Source organism: Pseudomonas sp. MH9.2, assembly GCF_034353875.1.
Classification (GTDB): Bacteria; Pseudomonadota; Gammaproteobacteria; order Pseudomonadales; family Pseudomonadaceae; genus Aquipseudomonas.
On the sequence record NZ_CP133784.1, the window covers coordinates 5,447,105 to 5,465,289 of the forward strand.

Here is an 18,185-nt window from a genome sequence, read left to right on the forward strand (position 1 = left end):
GCGACGCGTTATGGGGTCGTTCCCGTCAATAGGTCGCATCACTAAGTGCTTCAGGCAGTGGCTATGCTGCTGCCTTATACAGGCTCACACTTTCGCTGTGCAGCCATGATGCGATGGTCCTGCGGGGACATGCCATAACTGCGGCTGAAAGCGCGGGTAAAGTCCGAGGCGCTTTTGAAGCCCAGGCTGTAAGCGATTTCAATAACCTGCCGATTGGGGTATCGCACCAATTCGTCTGCTGCTTCACGCAGTCGGCAATTACGGATGTAGCGGCCCAATCCGCCCTCATGCTGGAACAGCCGATACAGCGTATGGCGTTGCAATTGTACCGCCGACAGAACGCTCTCCGGTGTCAACCAGGGTTGATACAGGTTGTCTTGCACATAGCGTCTGGCTTTGTCGAACATTGCGCTACGCGCCGCCGCCCTGACGTTGCCCCCCAGTTTGGCCTGTTTGGCAAATGCGCCGAGCATTAACTGAATGCCGATATCGAACGCTGTCGTTGCTTGATTTGGATTCATGTTTGGCAGACGTTTCGAGAGTGTCGCGACATGCTCGATCATCAGTTGGGTAAGTGGTGTTGTATTGGCGAAGACGCGGCCATGGATCGACTCTGCGTGTGGTAGCGCGGCGTCCACTATCGGTCGCGGTACGAAGAATGTCAGTACCCGACAATGGCTTCGGTGCATTCTTATCGGTTGGTTCATGTCCATGGCGACAATGCTGGCCTGAACGGGGTTGCGGCTTTCAAGGCCACCGCCCTGAATAGAGTCAATACCGCCCTCGGTGAACACTTGGAAAACGTAATCCCGGACGCTGTCCGTCGAGATGCGTGCGACCGAGCGATCAAGCAGCAAGGCGTCACTCGAGCAATCGGTGAACAGTCGAGCCCCTAACGTATAACGATCGATACAGCCGTTAAAAGGTGACTCGACTGACTTGGACGAGGGCAGTGCGTCAATGACGTGCCCAACCCGACGGCGCCAGGCCAAAAACTGATTGGAGACTGGCTCCGCGCTGACATTGAAGTGATCGGGAGCCTGGCGTGCACCGAATGGGAGTTGAAGCGATTGAGTTGACGCGAGACTGTTCATAACTTCACTGCTGACCAGTAGATCAAGGTTTGCATCGATAACCGGACCGGAATGGCGCCCATTGAATGTAGGCCGAGGTTTCATTTAGGCAGCCATTATCGCTGTACGGACCCGTGCGTACCTGCTTTTTTTCAGCGCTATGAAAGTTTTTCCGCTTTCGCTACAGGAACCCCATGCTACTCATACGGTATAGGGGATACCGCATAGGCTAAAAATAGTTCAAAAACTGCAACGCACGGTCAAGCTGTACAAAAAAAGCCTGATAAGTTCCGTGCAGGTTCGTATTTTAAAACAGTTATTTTTATTTGAGTTTGTCAGGTGTTTTTTTTGCACTGAATAAGGGCGACAGTCTTTTTTTGCTCTTCGGTGGTGCGCTGTTAAAGACGCGGCGCAGATCAATTCAGGTGTTCACCTGATGTTGCCGACGGGGGTGTCAGCGCATTCTTGTCCGGCGGTTTAGTCGGCGGCCATCGCACGCTCTTAATGGGGCGTTGGGTCGAGTGAGTTGACATCTATTTGATTAATTAGTCATTGGAAATAATGCCTTAAGTGCAGCAGTGATCTGGGCATCGACAGCAAAGTTCTTTTGCGTGCATGACGGTGTATCAAGCGGCATATCGATGTAGCAGGAATGACGGATGAGTTGTCTCGATCAGGAGTTGGGTTCGTTTGCGATCAGCGTGGCCAGTCCGGCTGGCGCCAATCCTCGAGAAGGCGCTGCCTTTTCGCTGGCGCAAATTGAAGTTGAAAAGCTGACCAATATTCATGCCGAATCCGGAGTGGACTGGCAGAAAGTGGCTGACACCTGCGCAAAAGTTCTTCGCGAGGAAGGCAAGGATTTCAATGCTGCGGTCTGGTTGTTGTGTGCCTGGACCACGCTCAACGGTATAGCTGGCCTTGCGACCGGGGTACACGTACTGCGCGAAATGCTCGAGCAGTACTGGGACACGTTGACGCCACCACCAGCCCGATTGCGTGCTCGGCGTAACCAGGCCGAATGGATGCTCGAATGGCTCACGGCGAAGGTCGAAGAAAGCTTCGAACCGGTGCCTGGCGATCAGTTGGCTGTCTTGCTCGAAAACTGGGACGCCATCGATCGTTTTTGGCGCGACAAGGACGCTGACGGTCCGAGTTTCTTTGCGTTGCGTCGACGGTTGTCACAACTGCCCGTGCAGGCCAGCGTCGAGCCAGCATTTGTTGCGCCTGAGCCTGTTCAGCCGGTCGAGTCTATCGCCGTGGCAGTACCGGTTCCGCAGTCTACTTCGGTACCCGGCAAGGCACCGCCGACGCTTGCTCCGGTCCATGTATTGGACAGCTTTGAAAACGATGAGGCGATTGAGAGCGCCGTAGACGCTGTGTTTGCGTCGTTAACGCCGCTGGTAGCATTTTGTCTCGACGCTCGTCCGACGTTGCCGTTGCTGTTTCGCCTGAACCGACAGTCGGCCTGGACCACCTTGCAGCAGGCTCCGCCCGCGCAAGGCAACACCACACGTATTCCTCCACCTTCGGAAGCCGAACTGCAGAGTTTCAGCCGGTTGCAGAGCGCTGGCGAGCCGCTGGATATTGTGCGTTTTTGCGAAGGCCGGCTGAACACGTATCCATTTTGGCTTGACCTTAATCGAGCCAGTCATGCAGCGCTTTCGCGCCTCGGCTCAGGCTCCCTGGCCGGGCTTGCGAGCCTTTCCCTGGAGACTCGGCATTTTCTGGCACGCCTGCCGTCGCTGGTCGAACTCACCTTCGCCGACGGTCAGCCGTTCGCCGATGGGGCAACGCGTAGCTGGCTCGAAGGGTTGGCCCCGGCGGTCAGCGCTGGGGCTGGGGATGCTGTGCAAACGCTGATTGACGGTGCAGGGCGAGAAGCCGCTGACGGACGTCTGAACGATGCATTGGCCAGCCTGCAAGCGAGCCTGCGCGAGGCCGGCAGTGGCCGCGACCGGTTCCGTTTGCGCCGTGCCCAATGCGAGTTGCTGCACCGTTTCGAGCCCCGTGCCCAGTTGCGAGTGGCCCTGGATGTATTGCTGCAAGAAGCAACGGAGCAGGGGTTGGATCGTTGGGAACCGGATCTGGTTCGGCCTTTATTGGAACTGGCGTTGGTTCAAGAGGATGGCGGTTCAAAAACGGTATGGGCGCAGCAGTTGGCCGCCATGGATTTGCCCGCTTTCTGGCGTCTGGCCAGTCCACAGGCAAGTTGAGTTCAGCAATACGCGATACCTGACAGACATACGCATATCAATGCCATGGGTTTTCTAACGGCTGCGTTGAGCGAGCCCGCTAAACAGGAGTGAGATTAAATGGCTAGTGAAGGTTCAGTCGCGCCTAAAGAACGCGTCAACATTGTGTACAGCTCCGACACCGGTGGCGCCCAAGAGCAGGTTGAGCTGCCTCTGAAGCAACTGGTTATCGGTGACTTCACCTTGCGTGAAGACGACACGCCGGTTGAAGACCTCAAGCCGATCCGCGTTGACAAAGACAACTTCACCGATGTGCTCAAGGGGCAAAACCTGAGCCTGCAGTTGGCGGTGCCCAATCGTCTGGCGGAGAACGCCCCGGAAGACGAGCAGATTCCTGTGTCGCTCACTTTCCAGTCCATTCGCGACTTCGAGCCCGATGCCATCGTTGCCCAGGTTCCTGAGCTGCAGCAGCTGATTGCCCTGCGTGACTCGCTCAAGGCGCTCAAAGGCCCGATGGGCAACCTGCCGGAATTTCGCAAGCAACTTCAGGCCCTGATGAACGATGACGGTGCCCGCGAGCGCCTGCTCTCGGAACTCGGCGTAAAGGACAAGGAATAACCCATGAGTGAAGAAAAAAGTCAGGCCGCGAGCAGCACTGGTCAAGCGGTCGAGTCCGTTTCGTTGCTGGATCAGTTGGTAGAAGCCGCCCGCGTCAAGCCGGGCGATGAAGCTTATGCGGTTACCCGTCAGGGACTCGAAGCCTTCGTCACCGAGCTGCTCGAACCGGCAAGGCAGACCGAGAAAGTCAGCGCGGGGCTGATCGACGACATGATCGCCACACTGGACGCCAAGCTTTGCCGTCAGGTCGACGCCATCATTCACAACGAGAAGTTTCAGAAGCTTGAGTCGTCATGGCGCTCGCTGAAGTTTCTGGTCGACCGTACGGATTTCCGTGAGAACAACAAGCTGGAGATTCTTAGCGTCTCCAAGGAAAAGTTGCTCGAAGATTTCGAAGATGCTCCTGAAATCACCCGCTCGGGTCTGTACAAGGCGGTGTACACCGCTGAGTTTGGCCAGTTCGGTGGTCAGCCGTTCGGCTCCATCATCGGTAACTACGAGTTCAATCCCGGCGCGCAGGACATGAAGCTCCTGCAATCGGTCGCCTCCATTTCGGCCATGTCCCATACGCCATTCATTGCCTCGGCTGGCCCACAGTTCTTTGGTATCGACAGCTTTGCGGACTTGCCCAATCTGAAGGATCTGCAAGCGGTCTTTGAAGGCCCGCAGTTCACCAAGTGGAACGCGTTCCGTGAAAGCGATGATGCCCGTTTTGTCGGTCTGACCTTGCCGCACTTTTTGCTGCGCACGCCTTACGGCGAGGACACTGTTCCGGCCAAGACCTTCCGTTACAACGAAAGCGTCAGTGGTGGTAACAACGATTTCCTGTGGGGCAACGCCGCGTTTGCGTTTGCCAGCCGCTTGTCTGACAGCTTTGCCCAGTACCGTTGGTGCGCCAACGTGATCGGTCCGCAGGGCGGGGGCACGGTCGGCGACTTGCCGATCTACAACTATGAAGCCATGGGTGAAACCCAGACCAAAATTCCGACCGAAGTGCTCATCTCCGAGCGCCGCGAGTTCGAGCTGGCCGAGCAAGGTTTCATCGCGCTGACCATGCGCAAGAACACCGATAACGCGGCGTTCTTTTCCGCCAACTCGTGCCAGAAGCCCAAGTTTTTCGGCAATGACAAAGAAGGCAAGGAAGCTGAGCTGAACTACAAGCTCGGCACCCAGCTGCCATACATCTTCGTGGTCAGCCGCCTGGCGCACTACATCAAGGTCATTCAGCGCGAAAACATCGGTACCTGGAAAGAGCGTGGTGACTTGGAATCTGAACTCAACACCTGGATTCGTCAGTACGTGGCCGACATGGATAACCCTGCGGCCGGTGTACGCAGCCGCCGTCCATTGCGTCAGGCCGACATTACCGTCAGCGACGTTGACGGCGATCCAGGCTGGTACCGCGTAGGGTTGAAGGTTCGTCCGCACTTCAAGTACATGGGCGCTTCTTTCACGTTGTCGCTGGTCGGCAAGCTCGACAAGAGCTGATTTGGCAGAGCGAACGAATGACTTAAATGTCGTTCGTTCAGGTGTTCACCCGAGGGTCATCGCCTCGGGGGTTCCATAAGATGGATTCAACGCAACGACACAGGGCCACACGTTCTGATCGGTGCCTGAAAACTAACTGATTAAACCCGGAGTACACGTTATGCCAATGCCATGCTACCTGAGTATCGAAGGCCAGAACCAAGGCAAGATCGAAGGTTCAAGCAGTGTTACCGGCCACGAAGGGATGATCCTCGTACAAGCCGTTGAACACCTGATCGATATTCCCAAGAACCCGCAGACCGGCTTGCCCGCAGGCAAGCGTGTTCACCAGGGCATGACCCTGACCAAAGAGATCGACAAGGCTTCGCCGAAGCTGCTGCAAGCCCTGACCTCCGGCGAACAACTCAAGTCCGTTGTGCTTGAGTTCTATCGCATCTCGCCCAAAGGCACGGAAGAAAAGTACTACACCATCACCCTGAGCAACGCAGTGCTTGTTTCGGCCCGTACCTGGGTACCCAACGTATTGAGCCCTGAGTTCAAGCAAATGGGCCACATGGAAGACATCGGCATCACTTACGAAAAAATCGTCTGGACCTGGGTGCCGGACGGCATCGAAGCCGAAGATTCGTGGCTGGCGCCAAAAGCGTAAGCAAAGCCTGAGTCATCCTTCACCGCCCTGGTTCAGGGCGGTGTTCTTTCAATTTCAGAAGGTACACGGCGTTGAGAGAAAAACGATTGCTGGAACGCATCACGGGCTTGCAGGTTGAAACCGGCCGCACGCACCTGACCCAGGCGGAAGTGCTTACGCAGTCAATCGTTCAGCACCTGCAACGCATCTTGAACACCCGGCGCGGCAGCGTGCCAATCGACGCCGATTTTGGCGTACCCGATTTCACCAATCTGGCCGGTTCGTTTGCGACCGGCGAGACCACGCAAATAATTGAGAACATGACTCGCATGATCGCCCGCTACGAGCCTCGGTTGAAGTCGCCGCGCATTCTGGTCGCCGAAGGCGCTCAGGAAGTGTTGTCGCTGAGCTTCAGCCTTGAAGGCCTGGTGGCGATTGATGATCGGGACATTCCCATTCACCTGGCAACGCGTGTGTCTTCGGACGGCCGCGTTTCCCTGGCGATGCACTAAGTCATGCTCAACAACCATTATCAAAGTGAACTCAACCACCTGCGCCGCCTGGCCGATGAGTTTGCCCGTAGCAACCCGGCCCTGGCACCGCTGTTGGGTGTGGACTCGGCCAATGATCCGGATGTCGAGCGCTTGCTCGAAGGTGTCGCCTTTCTCACCGGGATGGTTCGCCAACGGCTGGACGACGAGTTTCCCGAGTTCATTCAAGAGCTGGCGCAGCTGCTTTATCCACATTATCTGCAGCCATTGCCCTGCCTGACACTGCTTCAATTCCAGCCCCGCGGGCCGTTACAACAAGCCACGCGTATCGATGCCGGATGCGAGGTCGCCTCGGTGCCTGTCGATGGACAGCGGGTGCGCTTTCGCAGCACTTCGGCGGTAGACCTCGAACCGCTGCAACTGATCGGTACACGCTGGGATGGCGGTGCCGGTGAAGAACGCAGTCTGGTCCTGGATTTCGCTTTCACCACCGCCGATCCAGATGACTGGCACGCTGACACCCTGCGTTTCTATCTCGGCGATGGCTTGGTGGATGGCTGCAAGTTGTTGCGTCTGCTGCAGCTCAACCTGCGTGAGATTCGTATCTGTGCGCAAGGGCAGCCCATGACGTTGCTGCCAGCCAGGCATTTACGTGGCCTGGGGTTCGATGCGAGCAATGTCTTGCTGCCTTTTCCCGACACCGCCCATCCTGCCTATCGCTGCTTGCAGGAGTACTTCGCGCTGCCCGAGAAGTTTCTTTTCGTCGAGCTTTCCGGTTTCAAACAGTGGCGTGTCAGGGGCAAGGACGGCCGATTCAGCGTACGTCTGATGTTCGAGAGCTTGCCGGACTGGACGCCGAATCTGTCCGCCAACAGTTTCATGATGGGGGTAACCCCAGCGATCAACCTGTTTGCCCAGGAAGCGCACCCGTTGCGCATCGACCACAAGCAAGTCGACTACCGCATCCAGCCCGCCGATCATGGCCAACGCATGAGCATGCGAATTCATTCGGTGCTCAAGGTCAGCGCTTATTCTGCCGCAGGGGGCGAGCGGCAGTTGGAGCCGTTCAATACGTTCTCGCAGCGTGATACCTACAACTTGCGAATCCGACAGTCGACTATCGACGCTCACGGCTATGACCATTATTTGAGCCTGCCCTACCGCGAAGGCAAAGTGCCTGGCGAGATGACGCTGTCCATCGGTTTGCTGTGTACCAATGGCAAGTTGCCGGAAAGCTTGCGTCTGGGTGATTTGAATCAGCCCACCGACAACACGCCACCCAGGGTCGAATTCAAGAGCATTCGCAGTATTACTCCGTGCCAGCCTCCCAAGTTCGACGACAAACTGTTGTGGCGCATGCTTTCGCAGCTCAATGCCAATCACTTCCGCCTGGCTGATCGCGACTACCTGCGAGGCCTGCTGTCGCTCTATCTGCCTAGCGTCGGCGAAGGCGCCCAGGACGCCAACGAGCGGCGAATCGATGCTATCGAAAACGTCACGGTTACCCACGAGCGCCGTTTCATTCGCGGGCTGCCCATTGAAGGCAGCGTGGTCCGGGTCGAGTGCCGGGGCGACCACTTCCTGAGTCCAGGCAATTTCTACATGTTCGGTTGCGTGCTCGATGAATTTTTCGCTGGCTGTACAGCTATTAATAGCTTTACCGCTTTCACGCTGTTCGACAGCGTCAACCATGAGACCTTGAAATGGCCAGCGAAGATCGGGCACCAACGCCTGCTGTGATCGATCCGCTGCTCGATGACGGCGGCGACTATGGTTTTTTCCAGGCCTTGCGCCTGTTGCGATTGCGTTTCCCGAGCGAAAAAGATTTCGTCGAGAACGTGCGGGTCCGGCCACGGCTAGGGCTTGGATTTCCCCAACGGGATATCGAGCGTATCGAGCAAAGCGAAGATGGCCGCTATCGGATAGAGGCCAACTTTTTTGGCCTGTATGGCGTCACCTCGCCGTTGCCGACGTTTTACACCGAAGACCTGATCGACGAGCAACTGCAGGGCCATTCAGCGGGGCGCGACTTTCTCGACATCCTGCATGCCGCGCTTTACCCACTGCTGTTTCGGGCTTGGGAAAAGCACCGGATCTGGATTGATATTACCGAGCGACGGGACGTCAAGAGCCTGCGCCAGCTACAGGCATTGATCGGCATTGCGGATGCGCGTCCCGAGCAACGGGATCAATCCGTCGATCTGCTGCGTTATGCCGGTTTATTCAACCAGCACCCGCGCTCGGCCCTCGGCCTGCAACAGTTGGTCAAGGCGGTGCTCGAAGATGTGCCGGTGGAAGTGGTGCCCTGTGTCGAGACGCGTCTGCGCATTGACCGTCCGGCGCGCACTTACCTGGGAATGCAGTGCGGTGTATTAGGCGAAAACAGCCTGCTCGGTCGAGAGGTCATGGACCGCAGTGGCACGCTGGATATCCGCCTGGACTCACTGAGTGCCGAGCGTTTTCACGGGTTGCTGCCAGGGCAAGCGCTTTATCAAAAGCTCGAACGGTTGGTGGCGTTGTACCTGCAGACGCCGCTACGCAGCCGATTGGTCATGCGTCTTGCTGCAGATGAGCAGCAATGCGCTTCGCTGGGGGGCGGCTGGCAGCGGCTCGGCCTCGATACCTGGCTGGGTGACGGCGACACACAGGACGACGTTGTATTCATGCTTACGGCCGAACACGGACCAATGCTCGAAGAGAGGGCTCGATAGATGATTCAGGTAGAACTCAAACCGCTGTTCGCAAGGCTCAATGTTTACAGCACCAAGGCCCTGGAGAACGCGGCGGGCCTGACCCTGGCGCGCACTCATTACGAGATTTCCCTGGAGCACATGCTGCGTCAGTTGCTGGAAGATCCGAATGCCGATGTGACGCGCATCCTTACGCGATTCGAAATCGATCCGATGCGCCTGCGCGCGCTGCTTGACGACGGCCTGGCGCAGCTGAAAAACGGTAATCCCGGGCGGCCGGTGTTCGCCAGCCTGCTCACTGAGTGGATTCAGGATGCCTGGCTGATTGCCTCGCTGGTGGTCGGCACCGGGCGGATTCGCGGTGGCTCGCTGCTGCTGGCGCTGATTTCCCGTCTGGGTTACTACACCGCCGGCACTCGTTACGGCGAAATGCTCAAGCCCATTTCCGCCGATGCCCTGACGGCTGAATTTTCCCACCTGTTGGGCGGCTCCAGTGAAGGTCCGCTGGACAGTCTGCAATCCGGCTTGGGGTCTTCTTCGGTCGCCAGTGCAGGCGGTATCGCGCCCGCCGCTGAAGACAATATCGGTCGCTTTTGCGAAGACCTTACCGCCAAGGCAGCGGCGGGGCGCATCGACCCGATTTTCGGCCGCGATGATGAGATTCGTCAGATGATCGACATCCTTGCCCGACGCCGTAAAAACAACCCTATCGCCGTGGGCGAACCCGGTGTGGGCAAGTCCGCCGTGGTCGAAGGCCTGGCGTTATTGATCAGCCAGAACGAAGTGCCGGACTTTCTTAAAAATACCCGCCTGCTGAGCCTCGATCTGGGTGCGCTGGAAGCGGGCGCCAGCGTCAAGGGCGAGTTCGAAAACCGCCTGTGTGGCGTCATCGAAGAGATAAAGGCATCTACCACGCCGGTGATCCTGTTCATCGACGAAGCACACATGCTGATCGGTGCTGGCGGCGCGGCAGGGGGGTCCGATGCGGCCAACCTGCTCAAGCCCGCATTGGCCCGTGGCGAGTTGCGCACCATCGCCGCCACGACCTGGTCGGAATACAAAAAGTACTTCGAGAAAGACCCAGCCTTGGCGCGCCGTTTTCAACTGGTCAAACTGGATGAGCCGAGTGTCAAAACCGCCGTGCTGATCTTGCGTGGTCTCAAGGGTCATTACGAAAAAGTCCACGGTGTCAGCGTGCGTGATGACGCTATCGTTGCCGCCGCCGAATTGTCGGATCGCTACATCACCGGGCGCTTGCTACCGGACAAGGCCGTAGACTTGCTCGACACCGCCAGCGCTCGGGTGCGGATCGGCCTGGGCATCAAGCCTGCCGAGTTGGAGCGCATGGAGCGGCAGTTGTCCGGTCTGGCTCGCGAGCTGAACGCACTGGAGCGCGACCGCGCCAACGGTTTCCCTGTGGAAGACCTGCGCCTGTCAGATATCGCAGACGAACAGGCTGACATTGACGACAGGCGTGCCGTGCTGGAAGCCCGCTGGCTGGCCGAGCGTGATGCAGCGGTACGCGTTCTCGAAGCCCGTAAGCAGCTGACCCTGAAAGAACAGGATCTGCCGACACTGGCTGAGGGCGAAGCTGCTCAGGTACTGGCATCGCTGGGCGAACGTCAGGCCGAGCTGGATCAGGCCCGCGAGGCGCTGGCTGCGCTGCAAGGTGACGAACCGCTGCTGTTCACCGAAGTCAATCCGGATGCGATTGCCAAGGTCGTCTCCGACTGGACCGGCGTGCCGCTGGGCAAAGTGCTGCGCGACGCTGCGGGTGGTGTGCTGGCCTTGGCCGATAACATCAAGACGCGCATTCGCGGTCAGGACACTGCCGTCGAACAGATCGCGGAAATCCTTAAGGCCGCGCAATCCGGCCTGCGCGATCCGCAACAGCCTTTGGGAGTATTCCTGCTGGTCGGTCCATCGGGTGTCGGCAAGACCGAAACCGCCTTGGCCGTGGCCGAACACTTGTTCGGCGGCGAGCAGGCGATGATCTCGGTAAATATGAGCGAGTACCAGGAGAAGCACACCGTCAGCCGTCTGGTGGGTTCGCCTGCCGGTTATGTCGGTTTCGGCGAAGGCGGCATGTTGACTGAGGCGGTGCGCAAGCGTCCGTATTCGGTGGTGCTGCTCGATGAAGTGGAGAAAGCCCACCTGGACGTGGTGAACATTTTCTATCAGGTCTTCGACAAGGGCAGCCTGTCCGACGGCGAAGGACGGCAGATCGACTTCTCCAACACGGTGGTGCTGCTGACCAGTAACCTGGCCACCGAAGAAATCCAGAACCTGTGCATCGATGGGCGTCCAGACCCGGACACCCTGGCGGAAAAGATCCGGCCGACCCTGTCCCGCCATTTCAAACCTGCGTTGTTGGCGCGCATGACCATCGTGCCGTTTTTCACCTTGGGCAGCGAGCAACTGGCAGGCATCGTGCGCCTCAAGCTGGGCCGGCTCAGCGAGCGCCTGCTGGCCTCGTCGAAAGTACGCCTGACGTTTTCGGAGGAGGTCGCCGACGCCATCGCCGCACGCTGCACAGAAGTGGAGAGCGGAGCGCGCAACATCGACTTCATTCTGCGCAAAAGCCTGACGCCGCGTTTGTCCGACGTGTTGCTGGGGGCGATTGCCGATCAGCGCCCGCTGGCCGGGCTACATGTGGCGGTGGGTGGTGGCGGGGAGTGGGTGATTACCCAGGTAGAGGCCGATGCGATCAGGTCTTTACCCGAGGGTGAAGCGCTGCTTGAAACCCTAGAGTGACCGCTCGTTTACCTACTGAAGAACAAGGATTGATTGATGGCTCTCAATGATCACGCGCTCTGTACTTTCGCCAGCCTTGCACCCTCGCTGTTGCTAGAAACGTTGTGGGTGCAGCAGTGGCAGGGCGAGGAAAAGCTCTCTCAGCCGTATCGTTTCGAGGTTCGGCTGGCCACGATCAATCCCTTGTTCGATGACGAAGCGCTACTTGGCAACCGAGCGGTATTGACCCTGAGTGATGCATTGGGTTTGCCGCACCCCTATCAGGGCATGGTAACGGAGGTCGATTATCTCGACGCCGATTCCCTTTATTACTACTACCGTGTGGTGCTGGAACCGCGCTTTGTGCAGTTGCGTCATTTCCGCTTTTCCGAAATCTGGCTGGACAAAAGCCTGCCGGAACTGATTCGCGACGTGCTCAAGCTGGCTGATCTGAATGTCGAAGGGCCGGGTATCAACGGTTTGCCCGGTTCGGCTTATGACTTCGATATCCGCCTGCCTCTGGCTGATGATCCGCTGACACAGGCGACTTTTACCTGCCAGTTCGAAGAAACGAGTTTCGCCTTTATTTCACGTCTTCTTGAATATTTCGGTGTGTATTACTTCTTTGAACAAGGGCCTGACGGAGAGGCGCTGGTGCTGTGTGGCGACAGGCTTTACCAGCCGCAACTCCCCAGTCTTCTGACCTATCGTCGTCAAGATTCGGAACTGGATGTAGGCCGGGTCCTGGCGGTAGCCCGTAGCTTCGAGCGCAAGCTGGTCCGGCAAGCGGCGGGAGTCACGCTACAGGACTTTTCCGCGACCAACGCGCAGTTGAAGTTAGAGGTCAACGCCTCGGTGGCAAGTGCCAGCCTTGGGGCAGATGCCTCACTCGAACAACGCACGGCGGTATCGAGTTCGCCTGTATTTATCGGCGGGCAAGGGCTATATGGCGAGCACTTCGGTTCCCTCGAACAGGGGCAATGGTTGGCCAATCGACGCGCCCAGGCCATCGGTTGTCGTCAACGGGAGTTTCATGGCGCCGGTCGAGCCACGGGGTTGCGCGCAGGCTATCCTATGCTGTTAGTGGGCCATCCGCGTCCGATGTTCAATGCCGGTTATCAAGTTATTGAAGTTCACCATGAGGGTTATCAGCCGTTGCCGGGCCTGGGCTCGGAGGGTGAAGGTCCGGGGCAGGGCATCAACACCCGTTTTATCGCCTTGCCCGGCGATGTGCAATTCCGTGCACTCTGTGTCACGCCCCGGCCTTATGTGCAGGGTGTGCTCAGTGCGGTAGTGGATGGTGATGAAGACACCGGTCGCCCACTGCTTAACGATAAGGGTTGCTACAAAGTCAGCTTTCCGTTTATTCGCGGCGCAAAGAACGCCAACCGTGGCTCGGCCTGGTTGCGCATGGCGACGATATCCAATGGATCAAGTCATGGCATGGCATTTCCGTTATTAAAGGGCACGGAAGTGCTGGTGTCTTTCCTGGGGGGGGACCCTGATCGGCCCGTTATCACCGGCAGCGTACCCAACTCGGAAAACCCAGCGCGAGTCACGATGGCCAATGCGACACAAAGTGGCATTAACACACCGGGTGGTCATTATCTGGCGATGGAAGACAGTGCATCAGGGCCGATGATGAGTATGGGAGCCCCCATCGGCAATACTAAATTGACCCTGGGTGAGGGCAATGTCAGCGGTGCTCATCTGCAAACCGATAATCATATGCGGTTGGCATCCAACTCGTACAAGCACGAAGTCTCCGACATGTACTCTCATAGCATGGGAGGCGGATTCAGCGTTTCGTCAAATGGCTCGCAAAGTAAGCAGAGTGACGCCCCTCCCGCGACTGATTCCACATCCACATCCACGAAGCCGGCGGCATCAGCAAAATCGCATGACGTCTTTCCTGCTTTTTCGCACACCGGGAGATTCCAGGATTATCAGATCGCACCGACTGCGACGTTTACGCCGTCTTGGTCAATAAAAATGGAGGCGACGCTGGAGCAGACCTCTGCGTCGATAGGTTTGCTGAAGCAAAGCTTGAGTGTCATGGGATGGGAGGTTGCCGTCAGTATTGCCGGACCCAAAACGACATACACGCTACATCCGGGAGTAAAAAAGTTTAAACATGGATGTGAAGAGTTACTTGCGGCGAGGGCGGAAAAAGTGCTCAACGCTCAGAAATCCCACGTCAATGAAGCGAAGTTATCAGTGAATTCTACGGTAACGACAGGTACCCACGTTCATAACACAACGGCCTTGGTCACTTTTAGCTGCGGGCCGCACAGTATTTCGTTAACACCGTCCGGGATATCCATTAACTCAGCGATTCCGGTTTCTATTAATGCCGATGTCAATATCAATGGCAGTCTTGTTGTTTCCAATACGGGTATTTTCAAAAACTGCACGACGGAGCTTCTCAAGGTGGGCAAGTCGATAAGCGCTACACAGATCGCATGTTTATCGTTCAAAAGCCTGACCTCCAAACAAGGTGTTCCGTTTGTTCCGAGTGTAGTGGTAGAGGAAGTTGCGATGATAGCGGCCATGAAAGCCGCTGGTCTTGTGCAAAAAGCAACAGAGGCGGCGGCCAAAACAATTAATGCGGCCGCAGCGGCTGAAAATAACGCGGCCCAGATTGTTCGGGCGTTGGCAGCGATAACTCCAGCTCCCTGACCGTGCGGCATTCATTCTCCGAGGACGCCGTATATGAACTATAAGCTGGATGAGCATTGTCTTTTGTTGACCGCCCGCTACCAGGCTCTGAAGGTGCCGTATCTGGTAGCCACTGTTTGCATCTTGATTGATGCCAGCGGAAACCCGTTATCTACCGAGGCTTGTGTTGAGTGGATCAACTCACGATTTTCAGGTAAACCTTTTGATCATGGATTAAAAAAAAGCGTCGGCACTTTTGCCGTTCATGGGCTTGCTTTTTCGCTTAACGAAAAGCAACGCGATGGTATGGCTGTCCGCGTTCGAATAGGGTCTTGCGACAAAACCCTTCACGTTTTCCCTTCTCGAGTGTGGAGGCGCGAATTGACGGGCTGGAGTGGCGTTGCGACGGCTCGGCTTGATGCTGTCGCGCTGGATTTTGAACACGCATTCGGGGGCGCTGGTTTCTCAGATAATCCTGATGGAGTGGGTTACGTAGACGAACCGGATCGGATTGCCGGTAGCGCGCTGGCCCAAATCGAATATCCTTTACCAGGACTTCGAAGCCCTCTAGAGCGTCTACCGCTGGCCAGTTTTCTGCCGCTACCGCCTCAATGCTCAGAACGCCGTTCATTCATCGGGACGGTTGATGAGCGGTGGCAGGCTGACGGTGCTCCATGGTTGCCGGCGGATACCGACGTGCGCTGGTTCAACGAAGTCGCTGAGGATCAATGCCACAATCAATACTGGCGAGGGGATGAGGCATGGTCGGTGATTGGTATGCACGCCCGATTTCCAGAATTGACGGGGACGCTGCCCGGGCTAAGGCCCCGGTTGTTTGTCGAGCATGCGGACTCGGCGCTGAATATTACTGAGGTATTACTCGACCTGGACACCGTCTGGCTGTTTCCAAACGAGGAATATCAGTTGCTGCTGTACCGAGCACAATTGCCGCTTCACGAAACCGATGCGCAAGACATCGCAGCGTTGGGTGTGGGATGTGAGCGGCGCAACGACCCGATTCTGAGTAAGGAAGAATGGGTCGACAAACTGTGGCCACAAGCCGAGGTCGAACCCCTCCAGGCAGCAATGGTTTCACTGCCAGTTGATGACGAAGTTATCTTGAGCGCACTTGAGGCGGATGCAAATATAATTTATGCAGAAGTCGCTAATATGCATCAACAAGGCATCGAGTCAGCAAAGAAAATTGCCAGTCGTTTGGGGCATCCATTTGACCCGTCACAGTATCCGCCTCCGGCTCGCCCTGGTTTTGCCGCCGCCATAAGGCGAGGCGAGATAGCGCCGGTCCCGATTTTCGATGCGGTCGCACTTGAGGCTGATCTTCGCGCATCGGTCGCAGCAGCGCTCGAACGGGCGCACCTTTATGTTGAGCAAATCGCCAAGCGCATGAACCGTAGCGCTGAATCGATTTATGGTCAGGCAGCTTCTGCTGATAGCACAGCTGCGGGCCAACAATTTAATGCGTTCTCGATGGTTTCTCGACTGCCCCTGTCGACCGCTAAAAAGGCTGAATATCAAGCCAAAATTGAAGAAGGGCTTACCCAAGCCAAATCGGTGGAAGCTGAAATCACTCGTGCAATCGCTGAAATGACCTCGCAACTAACTGGGGGAACTGAGTATTTGCCTGAGGTTCTATCGACCTTACCTGCTGTTAGTTGGACTCGCGAGCTTTTGGAGGCCGCTCACTCGGCCTCACAATCGTTGATCGGACAGCGCTTTCTGGATATTGATCTTTCTGGCGTCGACATGAGCGGCGCAGTTTTGAGCGGCGTGTATTTTGAACGTTGCCAACTCAAGGATGCAAAGCTGAACGGTGCCGCGATGAATGATGGAGTATTCATCGATTGTGATCTAACCCGGGTCAATATGTGCGAAGCACACCTGAAAGGTGCGTTCTTCCAACATTGCAATATTGACGACGCGAAGTTCAGTGGCGCGAGGATTAGTGAACTTTACGCCACCGGATGCAGCCTCCTGCGAACACAATTTACAGCGGCCATCCTGCCTCAAGCACAGTTCGTCGACTGTGCATTGGACAACGCCGACTTCACCCGTGCCGGACTGGCCGGTGCAAGCTTTCACACCTGCACGCTGACGGCGGTGAGTGCCGTTGAAGCCGACCTGTCAAAATCCAGCCTGCATGCCTGCGCGGTGGACTGTTTGCAGGTTTCTGGCGCCGATCTTGAGCAAGCGTCCTGGTCGCAAGTGACCGGCACTGCAGTGGATGCCAAAGCCGTGAAGGCAGCTAATTTTCGCCTTGATCAAAGTTGCCAGTTGTCCGGTATCTGCCTGGATGCTGCGCAATTACAGCGGGCCAGTTTTCAAGGCGTGAATCTACGGGGGGCCAGTTTAAAAGGCACGACTCTGAAGAAGGCGCTTATCAGTCGCTGCGATCTGCGAGACAGCGACGGTTACCACCTGAACGCGGTACAGGCTGACTTCACCGGCAGTGATCTCAGGCAGGTCCGTTGGCAAGGAGCAAATCTGATGGAGGCGCGGTTACGTAAAGTGCAACTGGACGCAGCGGACCTGACCGGTAGCAATCTATTCGGTGTCGTGACCGAAGCGGTCCGTGGCAAGGACGTTGTACTGGATCGAGTTCTGCTAGGGCGGTGTCGTCTGAAAGAGGATCTCGCCCATGTCTAAGCAAACATTGACAGCTGACCAGTTGCAAATGCTGGTCGCGGATCATGAACCGTTAGTGGGCCTTGATCTGGAAGGCGGAAACTACCGCGCAATTGATCTTCGCAATGCCCGTTTTGAGCGGGTCAATGCGCGTGGGGCCATCTTTTCCCAGGCGCATCTTGACGGCTGTTCGTGGATATCCAGCGAATTGTCCGCAGCGCAATTCGACGACTGTACGTTTACGGACTCAATGCTGACCGATTGCACGTTAAACGGGGCGAGCCTGCTAGGTGCCCGACTGGATCATGGTCTATGGCTGCGCTGCTGTGGCAATGACTTGGATTTGCGCAAGACCAGAATCAAGGGTCTGTCGGTGATCGAGAGCGTATTTGCCCGCGCGCGTTTCAACGAGGCAACCATGGAGTCCAGTCAGTGGGACACGTGCACCCTGACTGATCTGCAAACCGCTCAAACTCGCTGGTCACAGACACGCTTTATCAATTGTCTGCTGGAGCGGGCGCGTTTCGCCGCAATTGTCCTCCATCAATGCGCCTTTGATCGTTCGACGCTGACGGATGCGGATTTCACGGGGTGCGATGCCCAGTCAGCGTCTTTCTACCAGAGCCAGGGTCAACGAGTGGTGTTCAAAGGCGCACGCCTGGACAAAGCTATTTTTTCCAATGCGCAGATGTCAGGTGCCGATTTCACTGAGGCCAGTCTGAACATGGCGTGTCTCAATAACGCCGATTTATCCGATGCAATGTTGTCCAGGGCTTCGCTTGAGTATGCGCTGTGCGAGGAGCTTCATGCGCCGAAGGCAAGCTTCATCGACGCCAACCTCAACGGTGCCGACTTTCACGGCGCCGACCTCGCCCATTGTGACTGGCGCGGTGCCAACTTAGACGCCATCCGTCCCGAAGACAGCGAGCGCCTGGCGGCGCAACACTGGCTACCAACCCTATAGGAACCAG

Annotated in this window: 12 protein-coding genes; 11 read left to right on the top strand and 1 reads right to left on the bottom strand. The window is 56.9% G+C overall.

The annotated features are described in order from the left end of the window. Positions 1-74 precede the first annotated feature (74 nt). A complete protein-coding gene (locus tag RHM55_RS25160) occupies positions 75-1,094 on the bottom strand; it encodes a helix-turn-helix domain-containing protein (protein ID WP_322178827.1) in 1,020 nt (339 codons plus the stop codon). A 638-nt stretch (positions 1,095-1,732) separates the two neighbouring features. Here RHM55_RS25160 and tssA point away from each other — a divergent pair. The 11 genes from tssA (at position 1,733) to RHM55_RS25215 (ending at position 18,178) form a co-directional block, all read left to right on the top strand. Then, complete coding sequence (gene tssA, locus RHM55_RS25165; protein WP_322178828.1) at positions 1,733-3,286, top strand: type VI secretion system protein TssA; 1,554 nt, start codon at positions 1,733-1,735, stop codon at positions 3,284-3,286. A 99-nt stretch (positions 3,287-3,385) separates the two neighbouring features. Then, positions 3,386-3,883, top strand: a complete 498-nt coding sequence (gene tssB, locus RHM55_RS25170) for a type VI secretion system contractile sheath small subunit (RefSeq protein ID WP_219060056.1) — start codon at positions 3,386-3,388, stop codon at positions 3,881-3,883. A 3-nt stretch (positions 3,884-3,886) separates the two neighbouring features. Then, a complete protein-coding gene (gene tssC / locus RHM55_RS25175) occupies positions 3,887-5,371 on the top strand; it encodes a type VI secretion system contractile sheath large subunit (protein WP_322178829.1) in 1,485 nt (494 codons plus the stop codon). A gap of 160 nt (positions 5,372-5,531) precedes the next feature. After that, complete coding sequence (locus tag RHM55_RS25180) at positions 5,532-6,020, top strand: Hcp family type VI secretion system effector (protein WP_322178830.1); 489 nt, start codon at positions 5,532-5,534, stop codon at positions 6,018-6,020. A 71-nt stretch (positions 6,021-6,091) separates the two neighbouring features. Further along, entirely contained in the window at positions 6,092-6,511 is a 420-nt protein-coding gene (gene tssE / locus RHM55_RS25185; protein ID WP_322178831.1) for a type VI secretion system baseplate subunit TssE, read from the top strand. Positions 6,512-6,514: 3 nt separating this feature from the next. Then, the gene (gene tssF / locus RHM55_RS25190; RefSeq protein WP_322178832.1) at positions 6,515-8,230 is read left to right on the top strand and encodes a type VI secretion system baseplate subunit TssF; all 1,716 of its coding nucleotides are present in this window, start codon (positions 6,515-6,517) and stop codon (positions 8,228-8,230) included. Beyond that, on the top strand, positions 8,194-9,201 hold the full coding sequence (gene tssG / locus RHM55_RS25195) for a type VI secretion system baseplate subunit TssG (protein ID WP_322178833.1): 1,008 nt from the start codon (positions 8,194-8,196) through the stop codon (positions 9,199-9,201). Before tssF ends, tssG begins: the two co-directional genes overlap by 37 nt. Further along, entirely contained in the window at positions 9,202-11,934 is a 2,733-nt protein-coding gene (gene tssH, locus RHM55_RS25200) for a type VI secretion system ATPase TssH (RefSeq protein WP_322178834.1), read from the top strand. A 36-nt stretch (positions 11,935-11,970) separates the two neighbouring features. Continuing rightward, positions 11,971-14,592: a type VI secretion system Vgr family protein gene (locus RHM55_RS25205; protein ID WP_322178835.1), complete on the top strand. Its 2,622-nt coding sequence runs from the start codon at positions 11,971-11,973 to the stop codon at positions 14,590-14,592. Positions 14,593-14,625: 33 nt separating this feature from the next. After that, positions 14,626-17,235, top strand: coding sequence for a DUF2169 family type VI secretion system accessory protein (locus RHM55_RS25210; RefSeq protein ID WP_322178836.1), 2,610 nt, complete (start codon positions 14,626-14,628; stop codon positions 17,233-17,235). Then, on the top strand, positions 17,228-18,178 hold the full coding sequence (locus RHM55_RS25215; RefSeq protein ID WP_322178837.1) for a pentapeptide repeat-containing protein: 951 nt from the start codon (positions 17,228-17,230) through the stop codon (positions 18,176-18,178). The genes RHM55_RS25210 and RHM55_RS25215 overlap by 8 nt, the downstream gene beginning before the upstream one ends. Positions 18,179-18,185: the final 7 nt, after the last annotated feature.